Annotated in this window: 12 protein-coding genes; 1 reads left to right on the top strand and 11 read right to left on the bottom strand. The window is 72.2% G+C overall.

Annotation, left to right across the window (positions count from 1 at the left end):
* Positions 1–93: 93 nt before the first annotated feature.
* The 8 genes from ACFW9Z_RS26615 to ACFW9Z_RS26580 all read right to left on the bottom strand — a co-directional run bounded on the left by ACFW9Z_RS26615 (position 94) and on the right by ACFW9Z_RS26580 (position 8523).
* On the bottom strand, positions 94–1008 hold the full coding sequence (locus tag ACFW9Z_RS26615) for a diiron oxygenase (RefSeq protein ID WP_384645079.1): 915 nt from the start codon (positions 1006–1008) through the stop codon (positions 94–96).
* 464 nt (positions 1009–1472) lie between these two features.
* Positions 1473–2621 (bottom strand): AI-2E family transporter, encoded by a 1149-nt coding sequence (locus ACFW9Z_RS26610; protein ID WP_384645078.1) that lies wholly within the window; start codon positions 2619–2621, stop codon positions 1473–1475.
* Between the two features lie 149 nt (positions 2622–2770).
* Positions 2771–2848, bottom strand: a complete 78-nt coding sequence (locus tag ACFW9Z_RS26605; RefSeq protein WP_370454205.1) for a 50S ribosomal protein bL37 — start codon at positions 2846–2848, stop codon at positions 2771–2773.
* Between the two features lie 137 nt (positions 2849–2985).
* The gene (locus ACFW9Z_RS26600; protein WP_384645077.1) at positions 2986–3411 is read right to left on the bottom strand and encodes a DUF4190 domain-containing protein; all 426 of its coding nucleotides are present in this window, start codon (positions 3409–3411) and stop codon (positions 2986–2988) included.
* A gap of 97 nt (positions 3412–3508) precedes the next feature.
* Entirely contained in the window at positions 3509–4057 is a 549-nt protein-coding gene (locus tag ACFW9Z_RS26595) for an FABP family protein (protein ID WP_384645076.1), read from the bottom strand.
* Positions 4058–4182: 125 nt separating this feature from the next.
* Positions 4183–5898: an ABC transporter ATP-binding protein gene (locus ACFW9Z_RS26590; protein WP_384645075.1), complete on the bottom strand. Its 1716-nt coding sequence runs from the start codon at positions 5896–5898 to the stop codon at positions 4183–4185.
* Complete coding sequence (locus ACFW9Z_RS26585) at positions 5891–7639, bottom strand: ABC transporter ATP-binding protein (protein ID WP_384645074.1); 1749 nt, start codon at positions 7637–7639, stop codon at positions 5891–5893. The genes ACFW9Z_RS26590 and ACFW9Z_RS26585 overlap by 8 nt, the downstream gene beginning before the upstream one ends.
* Positions 7636–8523: an alpha/beta fold hydrolase gene (locus ACFW9Z_RS26580; RefSeq protein WP_384645073.1), complete on the bottom strand. Its 888-nt coding sequence runs from the start codon at positions 8521–8523 to the stop codon at positions 7636–7638. Before ACFW9Z_RS26580 ends, ACFW9Z_RS26585 begins: the two co-directional genes overlap by 4 nt.
* Before the next feature lie 250 nt (positions 8524–8773).
* Here ACFW9Z_RS26580 and ACFW9Z_RS26575 point away from each other — a divergent pair, with 250 nt between their 5' ends.
* Entirely contained in the window at positions 8774–9763 is a 990-nt protein-coding gene (locus tag ACFW9Z_RS26575) for an ABC transporter substrate-binding protein (RefSeq protein ID WP_384645072.1), read from the top strand.
* Positions 9764–9890: 127 nt separating this feature from the next.
* Here ACFW9Z_RS26575 and ACFW9Z_RS26570 read toward each other — a convergent pair whose 3' ends face one another.
* From ACFW9Z_RS26570 to ACFW9Z_RS26560, 3 genes are all read right to left on the bottom strand, one after another.
* Positions 9891–10109, bottom strand: a complete 219-nt coding sequence (locus ACFW9Z_RS26570) for an MbtH family protein (RefSeq protein WP_384645071.1) — start codon at positions 10107–10109, stop codon at positions 9891–9893.
* A 118-nt stretch (positions 10110–10227) separates the two neighbouring features.
* On the bottom strand, positions 10228–11379 hold the full coding sequence (locus ACFW9Z_RS26565; protein ID WP_384645070.1) for a FecCD family ABC transporter permease: 1152 nt from the start codon (positions 11377–11379) through the stop codon (positions 10228–10230).
* A complete protein-coding gene (locus ACFW9Z_RS26560; RefSeq protein ID WP_384645069.1) occupies positions 11376–12449 on the bottom strand; it encodes a FecCD family ABC transporter permease in 1074 nt (357 codons plus the stop codon). The genes ACFW9Z_RS26565 and ACFW9Z_RS26560 overlap by 4 nt, the downstream gene beginning before the upstream one ends.
* Between the last annotated feature and the right edge of the window lie 42 nt (positions 12450–12491).

Genomic DNA, 12491 nt, shown 5'->3' with positions numbered 1-12491 from the left:
TCGTCTCGGGTCGTGGTGAGGGACCGGGCCGGCCTCGGGGCCGTACCGGTGAAGGAGCGGGCGGGTCGGCCGGGCGCGGGCCGGCGGCCGCGGTCAGATCAGCGAGGCGCGCTTGTAGAAGAAGAGGGCCGGCCGGGTCAGCAGGCCCGCCGAGGCCAGGAACTCCATCAGTCCCGAACAGCTCGACCGCATCAGCGACTTGTGGTGCTCGTTGGTCCTCGCCTCGGCTCGGGCCCGCGCGGAGTCCAGACCGGCGTTGGCGTAGACGTCCCGGTTCACCATGCTGGTGACGATGTAGTACGAGGCGATGGCCACCACGACGGCGTTGAGCTGCCGCCGTACCGGGCCCGCGCCGCGCAGCCGCTTGCGGGTCTCGTCGCGGGCGAACTTCATGTGCCGCGACTCCTCCACGACATGGATGTTGTTGATGGTGCGGACGAAGGGCGCGACCCGCTCGTCCCGCATCCAGTCGCGCTGCATCACGTCGAGGACTTCCTCGGCCACAAGTATCGCCGCGTAGGCCGCCTCCCCGAAGGCCAGGGTCTTGAAGGCGCGCCCCAGCTCCACCACCGGGCGGCGCGGCCGGTAGGCGGGTGCGCCCAGTTTCGCGGCGCCCCGGGCGAACATGATCGAGTGGCGGCACTCGTCGGCCACCTCGGTCAGCGCCCACTGGAACCGGGGGTCGGTGGGGTCCTTGGCGTACATGTCGCGGAGCACCATCTGCTGGAGGATCATCTCGAACCAGATGCCGGTGCTGGCGACGGACGCCGCTTCCTGACGGGTGAGCGCCTTGCGCTGCGCCTCGCTCAACTCGGCCCAGTAGGCGGTGCCGTAGAGCGTGGACCACTCGGGGCTCGCGCCGTGGTGGTCCGGGTCGAGCGGGGTCTCCCAGTCGACCTGCGTGGCCGGGTCGTACGAGAGTTTGGCGGACGAGTCGAGCAGTCGCCGGGCGACGTCCTGCTCGGCGCGCCGGTCCTGGTCCTCCGGCCGAACGGTGCTGCTGGACATGGTGCGGCTCCTTGACTCGAGAGATCGGCCCGGCGCCACCCGAGCCGCCTCCCATCGCGTTCCCGCCCGATGAGATCGATGGCCGCCGAGCGCCGCCCTCGCTTGTTAGACGCGGTGTCTAGCAAGCTTATTAGACGCAAGGTATAGCAAGAGGGGAGTGCGGGCCTAGACCCGTGCGGGGAATCTGTACGAGCTCTCCACGATCCGGCGCGTCGGGGCCGGGAGCCGGGGGCGGGGGCGGGGGCGAGGGCAGAGAACCGGCCCGCCTCGGTGATACGAGACGGGCCGGGCGTGGTGCTATGCGCGCAAAGGGGCCAAGGAGCCCGCTGGGGAGGGTGGTTACGCCGTCACACCCGACGGCCGTACGGGGATCACACCGTCAGACCCACGACCGTACGGGGATCACCGCCGTCACACCCGACGACCGTACGGAGTCGTCGCCGTCCCCGCCCGGCCGTACGGCGTCACGCGGGAGCAGGCGCGTCCACGTGGGACCCGCCCGGGGCCGTTCCCGGCTCCGGCCCCTCGTCCTGCTGCTCCGGCGCCTCCCCCGGGTCGCTGAGCTGCTCGCGCAGATAGTTCCAGACCACGGCGACCAGGGCTGCCACCGGGACCGCGAGCAGGCTGCCCACGACTCCGGCCAGGCTGCCGCCGAGCGTCACGGCCAGCAGGACCACCGCCGCGTGCAGGCCGAGTCCACGGCTCTGGATCATGGGCTGGAAGACGTTGCCCTCCAGCTGCTGCACCGCGACGATGATCGCCAGGACGATCAGTGCGTCCGTCAGACCGTTCGAGACCAGCGCGATGAGCACCGCGACGAGACCGGCGAAGACCGCGCCCACGATCGGCACGAACGCGGACACGAAGGTCAGCACCGCCAGCGGAAGCACCAGGGGAACGCCCAGGATCCACAGGCCGATGCCGATGAAGACGGCGTCGAGCAGGCCGACGAAGGCCTGGGACCGCACGAACGAACCGAGCGTGTTCCAGCACCGCTCGGCCACGGCCGGGACATCGGTGGCGAGCCGGCCGGGCAGCTGACGGCCGAGCCAGGGAAGGAAGCGCGGGCCGTCCTTGAGGAAGAAGAACATCAGGAAGAGGGCCAGCACGGCGGTGATCAGGCCGCTGAAGACGGTGCTCACCCCGGTGACCGCCGTGGTGACCACGCTGCCGACGCTGTTCTCGATACGGTCCACGGCGGCGTCGAAGGCGCCCGTGATCTGGGCGTCGCTGATGTTGAGCGGCGGCCCGGCGGCCCATTCGCGCAGTCTCCCGATGCCCTGGATGACCCCGTCGGCCAACTGGCCGGACTGGGAGGCGACGGGGATCGCGATCAGCGCGACGATGCCGGTGCCGACGAGGAGGAACAGCACGGTCACCAGCGCCGCCGCCGGGGCGGGCCGCCATCCCCGGCGGCGCAGGAAGCGGGCGGGCGGCCAGGTCAGGGTGGTGAGCAGCAGACCGACTATCAGCGGCCAGACCACCGCCCACGTCCGGCCCAGCAGCCACAGGACGACGGCGGCCATCAGCAGGACCAGCAGCAGTTCGAGCGAGACGCGTGCCGATCTGCGGAGCGCGGCCGCGGTCTTTTCGGAGCTCAACGTGGCAGACATGGGGTCACCCTATGAGGGGCCCGGCCCCTCGCCCGCATCCGTGCGGGGGTGGCGGACCGGGCGGCGCCCCCTGAGCCCATGGCACCCGTCCGTAACGCACGCGAGGGGCAGCACCGTGCGGTGCTGCCCCTCGGACCCGCGGACCGGCCTCAGCTCTGCGGGCGCTTGCCGTGGTTGGCGCCGTTCTTGCGGCGGGCCTTCTTCTTACGACGTCGCTTCGAGGACATCGAACCCTCTTCCCTCTGCTTCGTTACGGACAGATGATCCGCAGGACCGTCGGATCCGGCGGTGAGGGAGACCACTCCCCACTTCCCACCGTCACAAACTCGCAGCGCGGTGGCAAACCGCCGAGCCGCCGTTCGGGTCAGCGGGACAGGTTCTTGCCGAAGTCCTCGGCGCAGCGGTCTTCCTCGGCCTTGCTGTTGGCGCTCTGCACGCACTCCCCGAAGTTCTTGAACTCCTCGGAGTTGAAGAGGGAGAAGCTGAGGAAGAGGACGAGGACGGAGCCGATCAGGCCGAGCCCGCCCAGCACGGCGCCGATGATCGCCATGACCCGGCGCGGAGCCCGCCCCTGCCGGGCGCGGAGCGCCCCGAGTATGCCGAACACGATCGCGAGCAGGCCGAGAAGAAGCCCTCCGATGACCGTCCAGAAGAAGACGCAGGCGAGCAGACCCAGAACAAGAGCGGTGACCGCGAAGCCGTTGCTCGCGGCGGGTGCCGGGGCGCCGTGCGGTGCTCCGTACGGGGCCTGACCCGCGTTCGGCTGCTGAGGATAGCTGGGCATGGACATCGGTCGAACTCCTTTTGCCAAAAGTTGTCCTGTCCATATGCACTGGAAGACCTCTGATATGCAAATCCGGCCGGATCGGCGCCTTCCGGCCAGCGGGCTACTCCCTGCCGTCCCGTCGAAGCTCCGCCGACAGGTGGTGCTGCAACTGCTGTCCGACCGCCGCGAGTTCATGGACGAACGCGAGCGTGTCCCCGTCGGTCAGGGTGTAATGGCGGCGGGTGGCGTCGACCTGCTTGGCCGTGGGCGCGAGAGCCACCTCGTGCGTGGCGAGATCCACCGTGCCCCCGTCGGCCCGCCCGACCGCGATCTCCGCGATGCCGGTGGGCTGGGTGATCAGCGCCTCCACGCGCCCCTCCGGCTGCAGCCGCCACCAGCCGCTCTCCCGGGCCGAGGGCCGCAGCGGGGCGCCGTCCGGGTCGAGCAGCCAGGCGCGCGAGGCGTAGTGGAGGAAGGGCCGCCCGTCGTGGCTGAAGGTGACCTCCTGCGCATAGGTGAACGCGTCGTCCAGCGTCGGGTACCCGCCCCGCCCCCGGCCGGTCCACCTCCCCAGGAGTCCGAGCACCGGCGTGAGGAGCGGGTGCGGGGCGGGGGCGTCGTCCGGCGCGAAGGCGTCGGGGTAGGGATGGTGCGGGGCGGGGTCGGACATGGGGTGTGCTCCAGGGTCGCTGCCGGTTCTCGTGTTCTCGTGCCGGGTCGCAGCCTAGGGGCATCGCTTCCCTCCGAGGGGCAGCCACGGGCCCGTTGGTGCGGCGGTTACGGAGCAGCCGCAGGTCAGTTGTGGGGCAGCAGGGTCTTCCCGTCCAGGCGGATGACGCGCGGGAGCCGTTCGATGGTGGCTTCCCGGTGGGCGATGACGATGAGGGTCCGGTCGGCCCGCAGGGTGTCGAGCGCGGCTTCCAGGGTCCGGGCCGTCCCGGGGTCGATGTCGGCGGTGGCTTCGTCGAGGACGAGGACGGCCGGGTCGAGGAGTGCGGCGCGCACCAGGCCGATCAGCTGGAGTTCACCGGCCGAGAGTCTGCCGCTGCCCCGGCCGAGGTCGGTGTGGAGCCCTTCGTCGAGCGAGCCGATCCAGCCGGTGAGGCCGAGGTCTCCGGCGGCCCGGGCGACGGTCTGCTCGTCGGGGTCGCCGGGGACGAGCCGGAGGTTGTCGAGCAGGGTCCCCTCGATCATGTGGACGCGTTGCGGGATCAGGACGATCCGGCGGCGCAGCTCGTCGGGCGGGAGGCTCGCCAGGTCGTGGCCGTCGTAGCGGACGGTGCCGCTGTCGGGGGCGTACAGACCGGTCATGAGCTTGGCGAGGGTGGTCTTGCCGGAGCCGGTGGGGCCGACGAGCCCTACGCGTTCGCCCGGTTCGACCCGTACGGAGAGACCGCGCAGGACCTCGTTCCCCGCCACGTACGCGTAGTGGACGTCCTCCAGGTCCAGCGGGCCGCGTTCAGCGGTGACCGGGTGCGGTCGGTCCCCGGACGCGGGGCGGGGCGGGCCGAGTGCGGGGCGGGGTGCGGTCGTGGTGAGCAGGTCGAGCAGGCGCGCGAGGCCGACGAGGGTGCTCTGTACCTGGCCGACCAGGTTCGATGCCTGGGTGGCGGAGTCGAAGAGCTGACGGGTGGCGAGGATGAAGACCACGACCGTGCCGACGCTGATGGAGCCCCGGGTGGTGAGCCAGCCGCCGACAAGGAGGAGCACGGCGGTCGTCACGCTCTGGACGATGCGGGAGAGGCTGATGAGGAAGAGGGTGCGCTGGCTGCGCCGGGCCGCGCGGTAGCGCCGTTCGTTGTCCGCGAGGAAGCGCGTCCGCCAGAAGCCGGTGCCGCCGCCGGTCCGGAGCATCTCGCGGGACTGGACCAGTTCGCGGTAGGTGGTCGCCACCTTCCCGGCCGCGGCGGCCTCGGCGGCGAAGGCCGGGTCGGCGGCCTTCTTGAAGAGCCGCAGCACTGCGACGACGGCGGGCACGAACACGGCGGCCAGGGCCAGGGTGAGCAGCGGCGAGTAGGTGAGCAGCAGCACGGTGGTGAGGACGAGGTACCCGGCGACGGTGAGGACGTCGGGGAGCTGGCTCCGGACGAAGGTGGCGAGGTCGGCGATCTCGGTGGTGGTCCGGCGCAGCAGATCCCCGGAGGGGTGGGCTTCGAGGAAGCGGAGGGGGGCGCGGGAGAGCCGGGTGACGGCCAGTTCGCGCAGGGCGCGGACGACCCGTTCGCCCACGGTGATGAGCAGGAGCTCCGACCGGCGGAACAGTACGAGTCTGAGCAGGGCCAGCACGGTGAGCGCGGCGACGGCGGCGAACAGGCCCGTACGGTCCCGCTCCAGGAGCTGGTCGACGCCCGCGCCGATGACGGCGGGGACGGCGACGGCGGTGGCGGTCGCGGCGGCGCTCGTGGCCAGGGCGAGGGCGATCCCGCGCCTCTCGGGGCGCAGATGGGGCCAGGCGCGGCGCAGCACGCGGCGCTGGTCGGGGGTGGCGGTCAGGAGCGGGTGTTCAGCCACCGGTGCTCACCCGCTCCGCCGTTACGTCGTCGGCTCCGGCCGGCCGGGCCGGTGTCAGGGCGAGGGTGCGGTCGGCCGCTTCGATGACGGTGGGACGGTGGGTGGCGCAGACGATCGTGGTCGTCCCCGGCCGGGCGCGGAGCCGTTCCAGCAGGGTGCGTTCGGTGGTGGCGTCGATGGCGGAGGTGATGTCGTCGAGCAGCAGGACGGCCGGTCGGCGCAGGAGGGCCCGGGCGAGGGCGAGGCGTTGGAGCTGGCCGCCGGAGAGGGTGTTCCCGCGTTCGCCGACGGGGGTGTCCAGGCCCTCGGGGGCGGAGGCGAGGGTGTCGTCGAGTGCGGCGGTGCGGCAGGCCTCGCGCAGTTCGTCGTCGGTGTAGGGGGCGCCCAGGCGGAGGTTGTCGGCGAGGGTGCCGCTGAGGGTGACGGGGCGCTGGGGCACGTAGCCGATCCGGGCGTGGAGTCCGGCGGTGTCGGCCGCCTCCAGCGGGAGACCGCCGAACCGTACGGTGCCGGTGGTGGGCGGCAGGAGTCCGGCGAGGATCCTGAGCAGGGTGGTCTTCCCGGAGCCGGTGGGTCCGGTGACGGCGATCAGCTCGCCGGGGCGGACGGTGAGGTCGACCGGGGCGAGGGTGAGGTGTCCGCCGGAGCGGTGGCTGACGCCCTCGGCGGTGAGGTCGCCGGTCGCGGGTAAGGGTTCCGTGCCCTCGGGGCGGTCGGTGGGCCGGGGCAGCAGGACGTCCTGGAGGCGGCGGGCTGCGGTGGTGGCCTGGCTGAGCTGGCTGATCCGCAGGGTGATGACGCCGACCCACAGCACGAGCATGCTCATCCAGCCGGTGAAGGCGACGATGCCGCCGACGGAGAGGGTGCCACGCAGGACCGCGACGCCGCCGAGGCCGAGTCCGGCGCCGATGGCGAGGGCCGGTACGAACGGTGAGAGCGCGGCCCAGTCGGCGGAGATCCGGCCGGTGGCAAGGGTGTGCTCGGTGACGGTGGCGCTGCGCTCGTGGTGCCGTCGTACGAGGGCGGGCTCGCCGCCGAGTCCGCGTACGGCGGCACTGGCCGAGAGCAGCTCCTCCACCGCGTCGGCGCGGCTGCCGTGGGCGGCGGAGAGCCGGGCGTTGGCGGCGCCGAACCGCCGGGGGAACCGGTAGGTGTTGATCCACACCAGAGGCGGGACGCAGAGCACGCAGAGGGCGGCGAGCAGCGGGTCGAGCCGCATGATGGCCCCGACCATGACGGCGAACCCGGCGACCCCGGTCACGAACGAGGCGAAGCCGGAGAGCCAGTTCCGCACCAGGTCCACGTCACGGGTGCCGCGCAGGGCGAGGTCCCCTTCGCCGAAGCGGGTGAGTGTACGGGTGTCGAGCCGGGAGACCCGGTCGGCGAGGGCGATGTAGAGGCGGTTGCCCTGGGTGGTGGCGAGCAGGGTGGAGTACCAGCCGAGGGCCATCTCGGCGAGGGCGGCGAGGAGGCCGGCCCCGACCACGACGAGGGCCCAGCGGTACAGGGCGGAGGTGTCGCCGTCCACGATGCCCTGGTCGACGGCGCGTTCGACGAGCCAGGGCAGGGCGATGAGCGCGAGCTGGTAGACGAGGCCGCCGAGTACGGCGAGTGCCGCGAGGGCGGGGCGGTCCCTCAGGCAGGACACCAGGAGCCGGAGGCCGTCCCGGGTCGTAGGGTCGGTGGGCTCGTCCGGACCGGCGGCCGGGGGCTTCGGGGCGATGGTGGTGCGGCGGATCATATGGCTCCTCGCCCGGCACCGATGAGCCCTTCGCCGCGGGCGGGTCGGTGGGGTTCGGCGGGCTGGGCGGACCGCTCCAGGCGCTCCGCGAAGAAGTCGAGCAGGGCCGCGTTGACCTCCGCCGGGCGTTCCAGATGGCCGAAGTGGCCGGCGCGTTCGATCTCGGTGTAGCGGGCGCCCGGAACGGCGTCGGCGATCTCCCGGGTGGCCGCCGCCGGCACCAGGACGTCGTCGGCGAACCCGATGCACAGGAGCGGGACGTCGATCGCGGCGTACCGGGACAGCCGGTCGGTGTCGCCCACGACGTCCCACTGGGCGCGGATGCCCGGCCCGCTCTCCCCCGGTGCGTAGGTGAAGACGTCGAGCCAGTCCTGCACCGCCCGCGGATCTCGCAGGGTGTGGGGCGAGAGGTAGGTCAGGGCCGCGAAGACGGCCCGGTGCGAGGCGGGGAGGTCGACCCCGCCGTCGTACAGGTCGCGGCGGGCCCGGCGGAGGGCGGAGCCGAACGGGTGGGGCCGGGCCCAGCCCGCCATCAGCACCGCCCGGCCGACGAGTTCGGGGCGGGCGAGGAGGAGTTCGGCGACGACGGAGGCGCCCATGGAGAAGCCGACGATCCGGCAGGGGCCGAGGGAGAGGTGGTCGATCAGGGCGGCCACATCGGCCGCCATGGCGTCCAGGGTGATGCCTCCGGGCGGTGACACGTTCGGCGCGAGGCCCCGGTTGTCCAGGGCGACGACCCGGTAGCCGGCCGCGTTGAGGGCGGAGGTCTGACGGGCCCGCCAGGTGGTGCGGCCGGCGGCGGCGCCGTTGACGAGCACGACGGGTTCGCCCTCGCCCGTGTCGTCGTAGGTCAGGCTGATGCCGTTGAGGGGTACGGAAGGCATGGCGGGGTCAGACCTCTCTGTCCTGGGATGCGCCCCCGGTCCGGTGGGCGGTGGGGCGGATGCCGGTCGTGAACGGCCTCGGGGCGCGGCGCCCTTCGGTCGTGGTCCTGCCCATCTTCCCTCTTCTCGCTGATCGTTGAGGTGGCCGGTTCCCCGCATCCCGTACGGAGACGATAGGTTAGGCATACCTTACTTCCCGGCCGCTCCGGCGCGTCCGGGAGATCTTCCATTCCTCGACGAAGGAGCGAACATGGCACGTTCACGCGTCCTGTCCGGCCCGGTGGAGCGCAGGCGGTTCCTCGGCGGACTCACGGGTGCCGCGGCGGCGTTAGGGCTGACGGCCTGTGGCGTGGGCGAGTCCGGCGGGAAGGGCGCGGACGACGGTTCCACGGCCCCGTCCGGAGCGGCGACCCGCACCCTGGCCACGGACAACGGCACCGTACGGGTGCCGGAGAAGCCCGAGCGGGTGGTGGTTCTGGAGAACTACGACGCCCTGATGCTCCTCGATCTCGGACTGGTGCCCGTCGGGGTCCCCGACGGGGCGGCCAACGCGCAGCTGCTGCCTCCGGAGGTGTACGCCCAGCTCAAGGACGTCGACACCGTCGGAGCCTCGGGAGCCCCCAACTCCCAGGCCATCGCGGCCCTGAAGCCGGATCTGATCATCGATCAGTTCTACAAGGAGAAGTCGGCCCCGCTCAAGACCATCGCGCCCGTCGCGTTCTTCGACTGGCACACCAGCGGATCGCTCTGGCACCAGCAACTGGCAAAGGTCGCCACGGCGGTCAACCGGGAGAGTCAACTCGCCGAGAAGAAGAAGGAGTACGAGCGGCGGCTGTCGGAGGTGCGGGCGGCCTACCGCAAGCAGATCAGCACGACGACCTGGGCGCCGCTGAGCGGCGGGCCGAACGGGAAGTTCTTCCTCGGTACACCGCTGGTGACGGTGATGCGTGATGTCGGGCTCCGTATCGGTGCCGGACTGCCGGAGAAGGAGGCGGGCTTCGTGGCGAAGAGCTACGAGGAGATGGATGTCCTCAAGGACTGCGACGCGCTGATCTACTCGGTGCAGTACGACGGCAGGGCGACCCCCACGACCCAGCAGTTGCTGGACCACAAACTGTGGAAGGGGGTACCCGCCGTCAAGGCCGGGCGCGCCTTCCCCTCGAAACACTTCGTGATGGCCAACTACAGCTTCGCCATCGGCACGGTCGACGAGATCGAGGCCATGCTCAAGCAGATGTGACGGGCTCCGGCAGCCGGAGCGGGCTCCAGCAGATGTGGCGGACTCCGGCGGTCGGAGCGACGGCGGACGGGAGCTGTCCGTCGGTGCCGTGCGGCGCCGACGGGCAACCCCGGGCGGCGGCGGCCTCTCAGGCCGGGTCGGCCGCCGCGTTCTCCAGCAGGCTCTTGGGCCGCAGGTCCGTCCAGTTCCGCTCCACGTAGTCCAGGCAGTCCTGGCGGCTGCTCTCCGGGTGGGCCACGGTCCAGCCGCCCGGCACCTCGGCGAAGGCGGGCCACAGGGAGTGCTGTCCCTCGTCGTTGACGAGCACCAGGTAGGTGCCGTTCTCGTCCTCGAAGGGGTTGGTCACCGGTCCTCCTTGCGTAGGGATGAAGCGCGTACCGAGGCAAGCCTATCTTCCGTGCCCGCTCACGACCTCCTTTCCCGTCCGCCCACGAACCCCCTTGCCTGCCCGCCCACTTGGCCGCTCACGCGGTGCCGGTGCCACGCCGTTTGAACAGGACCCAGGCCAGGTAGACACCGCCGAGCACGGCCGTGGTGACGCCCACGGGAAGCAGGTTGTTGCGCTGGGACTCCTCGACCACCTGGATCCAGCCGATCTGCCGGTCGGTCCACACCAGTACGGTGAAGAACTGGCCGGAGGCGAGGTGCGCGGCCGACAGCAGTCCGGCGCCCACCGCCCCCGCCGAAACCAGGCTGCCCCCCGGGCTGCGGCTGACCATGACGGCGATCTGGGGTGCGGCCAGCGCGATGAACGGGATGGGCCCGGCGCTCGCCACCGCGACCCCGCACAGCCCGATGCCGAGCACGGTCAGGGCGAGCCGCGAACGGTTCACCCGTACGCCCAGGCCGGTCGCCAGGTCGTCGCCCAGTTCCATCATCCGCAGCCGCCTGCCGAACAGCAGCGTCAGGGGCAGCAGCACGGCCAGCGCCACGGCCATGGTCTGCACCGAGCTCCAGCCCCGCCCGTTCAGCGTGCCGACGAGCCAGATGTGCGCGTTCTGGGCGTCGTTGAGCGAGGACCGGGTGAGCAGATAGGAGTTGACCGAGCCGAGCATGGCGGTCACCCCGAGCCCGATGAGCACCAGCCGGATGCCGTGCAGCCCTCCCCGGCTGGCCAGCACGGAGACCACCAGGGCGGTGACCAGTCCCCCGGCGATCGCCCCGGCCGCCACCGAGGCCGCCGCGCCGCCGAACGTCACGATGACCAGGATCGCGCCGGTCGCCGCACCGCTGTTGAAGCCGATCACATCGGGGCTGGCCAGGGCGTTGCGGGAGACGCTCTGGAAGATCGCGCCGCTGACGCCCAGCGCGCAGCCGACCAGGACCGCCAACAGCGCCTGCGGAAGGCGTTCCTGGTTGACGAAGTGGACGGCGAGCCGGTCGCCGGTCCCATGGAACAGGGCCTGGGCCACCTCGGCCACCGTCACCGGGTACGCGCCGAGGCAGAGGCTGACCAGCAGGAGCACTCCGGCCAGCAGCAGCGCGCCGGCGCTCACCGCTCCGGTCCGCCGGTGCATCCGGAAGCTGACCCGTCCGGCCCACAGCCGCACCGGCCGGGTCGCGTCCGCCGTGTCCCCGGGCGCCTTGCGGGCGGGCCGGAGTTCGGTGGCCGTCACAGCGACGCCCCCTTGCGCCGGCACACCATGGCGATGAAGACCGGCGCCCCGATGAGCGCGGTCACCGCGCCGACCTCCAGCTCGTCGCCCGGCAGCGCCACCCGGCCGATGATGTCCGAGACCAGCAGGAGCACCGGGGCGAGCACCATCGAGTACGGCAGCACCCACCGCAGATCGGGCCCGGTCAGCCACCGCGCCACCAGGGGAACGACCAGTCCCACGAAGGCGATCGGCCCCGCCGCGGCGGTCGACGCCCCGCAGAGCAGGGTCACCACGACCACGGCGGCGATCCGGGTCCGGGCGATCCGCGCCCCCAGCGCCCGCCCCAACTCCTCGCCCAGGGCCAGGGAGTTGAGCGAGCGGGCCAGCAGCAGGGCGATCACCAGGCCGGCCACGATGAACGGCAGGAGCTGCACGACGAGTTGAGGTTCCCGCCCGGCGAGCGAGCCGACCATCCAGAAGCGCAGGTAGTCGTAGGTGGCGGAGTCGAAGACGGTCAGTCCGGCGATGACCCCGCTCAGGCTCGCGCTCACGGCGGCCCCGGCGAGCGCGAGGCGTACGGGGGTGGGTCCGGCTCTCCCGGAGGCGCCGAGGACGTACACGACGATGGTGGTGAGCGCCGCGCCCGCGAAGGAGAACCACACCAGCGAGCCGAAGCCCGCGAGCCCGACGACCCCGATGCCGAACACCACGGCGGCGGAGGCACCCGCGTTGACACCGAGGAGCCCGGGGTCGGCCAGGGGGTTACGGGTGACGGCCTGCATCACCGCTCCCGCCACGCCGAGGGCCGCGCCGGCCATCAGCCCGACGAGGGTGCGCGGCAGCCTCAACTCCCGGACCACATCGGTGGTGTAGGAGCCGTCGTCGTTCCAGAGCGCCGACCAGACCTGGCCGAGCGAGGTGTCCTTGGTGCCGATCCAGGTGCTCAGCGCGACGAGGAGCAGCAGGAGCGCCGCGAGGACGAGCAGTCCGCCGCCGCGCAGGGCGGTACGGGCGGGGGTGGCTTCCTGGGGTGTTCGGGTGCGGACCGCCTGGGCAGGAGGGCGGCCGAGAGTGGACTGACCGGGCACGTCGGCCTCTCACCCGCCCGTCCGGGAGCGGCGGCCGGGCGC

Source organism: Streptomyces sp. NPDC059452 (genome assembly GCF_042750035.1).
Taxonomy (GTDB): domain Bacteria; phylum Actinomycetota; class Actinomycetes; order Streptomycetales; family Streptomycetaceae; genus Streptomyces.
Note: the sequence above shows the minus strand (reverse complement) of the source record. Positions and strands in the feature narration are given on the sequence as shown.

Coding starts and splice junctions, on each gene's coding strand:
- ACFW9Z_RS26615 (WP_384645079.1), bottom strand. CDS start 1,008: ATGTCCAGCAGCACCGTTCGGCCGGAGGACCAGGACCGGCGCGCCGAG.
- ACFW9Z_RS26610 (WP_384645078.1), bottom strand. CDS start 2,621: ATGTCTGCCACGTTGAGCTCCGAAAAGACCGCGGCCGCGCTCCGCAGA.
- ACFW9Z_RS26605 (WP_370454205.1), bottom strand. CDS start 2,848: ATGTCCTCGAAGCGACGTCGTAAGAAGAAGGCCCGCCGCAAGAACGGC.
- ACFW9Z_RS26600 (WP_384645077.1), bottom strand. CDS start 3,411: ATGTCCATGCCCAGCTATCCTCAGCAGCCGAACGCGGGTCAGGCCCCG.
- ACFW9Z_RS26595 (WP_384645076.1), bottom strand. CDS start 4,057: ATGTCCGACCCCGCCCCGCACCATCCCTACCCCGACGCCTTCGCGCCG.
- ACFW9Z_RS26585 (WP_384645074.1), bottom strand. CDS start 7,639: ATGATCCGCCGCACCACCATCGCCCCGAAGCCCCCGGCCGCCGGTCCG.
- ACFW9Z_RS26580 (WP_384645073.1), bottom strand. CDS start 8,523: ATGCCTTCCGTACCCCTCAACGGCATCAGCCTGACCTACGACGACACG.
- ACFW9Z_RS26575 (WP_384645072.1), top strand. CDS start 8,774: ATGGCACGTTCACGCGTCCTGTCCGGCCCGGTGGAGCGCAGGCGGTTC.